The sequence below is a fragment of the Micromonospora sp. NPDC002575 genome, from assembly GCF_042889525.1.
GTDB classification, from domain to species: domain Bacteria; phylum Actinomycetota; class Actinomycetes; order Mycobacteriales; family Micromonosporaceae; genus Micromonospora; species Micromonospora carbonacea.
In genome coordinates this window covers 1-1144 of the sequence record NZ_JBIARA010000082.1, presented here as the reverse complement: position 1 = coordinate 1144, position 1144 = coordinate 1, and the positions used below count along the sequence as shown (strand labels likewise).

Sequence of the window (1144 nt, the reverse complement as noted above, 5' to 3'; positions counted from 1 at the left end):
ACCTCCGGCGTGCTCGGCGAGGAAGCCGGCGTCGCCGAGCAGCCGCAGCACGAGCTTCGCCGGGTCCACCGACGGCCAGATCGCCCTCACCGCCGCCTTCACCGCGCTGCTGCGGGCCACCGCGTCCTGCACCCGGTCGTCCGGGGCCTCCCCGGAGCGCTCCATCTGCACCAGCACCGCGTGCGCGATCCGCTGCGGCAGCGCCTCGCGGGCGGCACCGTAGCGCAGTCCGCGGTCCAGCAACTCCTGGACGATGTCCTGGAGTTCGTACGCCGGGACCCGCCACCGGCGTGCGCCGCGCACCACGACCACCGGCTCCGTCGGCGGCGTGACCTGCGCGTACACCGCCCGGCGCAGCACCTGCGCCATCCTCGCGTCGCCCTTGACGACGGCGGCCGCCGCGTCGTCCGTGCCGCGCACCTCCACGTGCCCCACCAGGTCGTCCACCGTGGCCTGGCGGACCGTCAACTCCCCCAGGGCGGGCAGCACCTGCTCGATGTAGTGCAGGAAGGACCGGTTCGGCCCGATGACGAGCGTGCCGGTGCGGGCCAGCCGCTCGCGGTGCGCGTACAGCAGGTAGGCGACCCGGTGCAGGCCGACCGCCGTCTTGCCGGTGCCGGGGCCGCCCTGCACACAGACCGTGCCGCCGAGCCCGGACCGTACGATCTCGTCCTGTTCGGGCTGGATCGTCGCCACGATGTCCCGCATCGGACCCACCCGGGGGCGTTCGATCTCCCGCTGGAGCAGCCGGCTGGTGCGGGCGGTCTCCCGCGGGGCGGACAGGTGCTCGTCCTCGTACGCCGTCAGGTCCCCGCCGGTGTAGCCGAAGCGCCGGCGCAGCCGGACGCCCATCGGGGCCTTCACCGAAGCCCGGTAGAACGGCTGCGACACCGGGGCCCGCCAGTCGACGACCATCGGATCGCCGTCGGCGTCGTGGACGTGCCGACGCCCGATGTAGAAGCGCTCGCCGGGCGCACCCTCCGCCCGCCCCGCGCCCGGCGCGTGCAGGTAGTCGAGGCGGCCGAAGAACAGCGGGGTGCCGCCGAGGTCGGCCAGCGCCTTGATGCGCTCCTCGATCTGGTGGGCCAGGGCCGCGGCGTTGACCCAGTTCGCGGTGACGTCGGTGATGTCGAGGGACTCCACG

1 protein-coding gene is annotated in these 1144 nt (G+C 74.4%); it reads right to left on the bottom strand.

The annotated features are described in order from the left end of the window. A partial coding sequence (locus ACFYWL_RS31260) for a HelD family protein (protein ID WP_386980462.1) occupies positions 1-1144 on the bottom strand: 1144 nt, incomplete at both ends.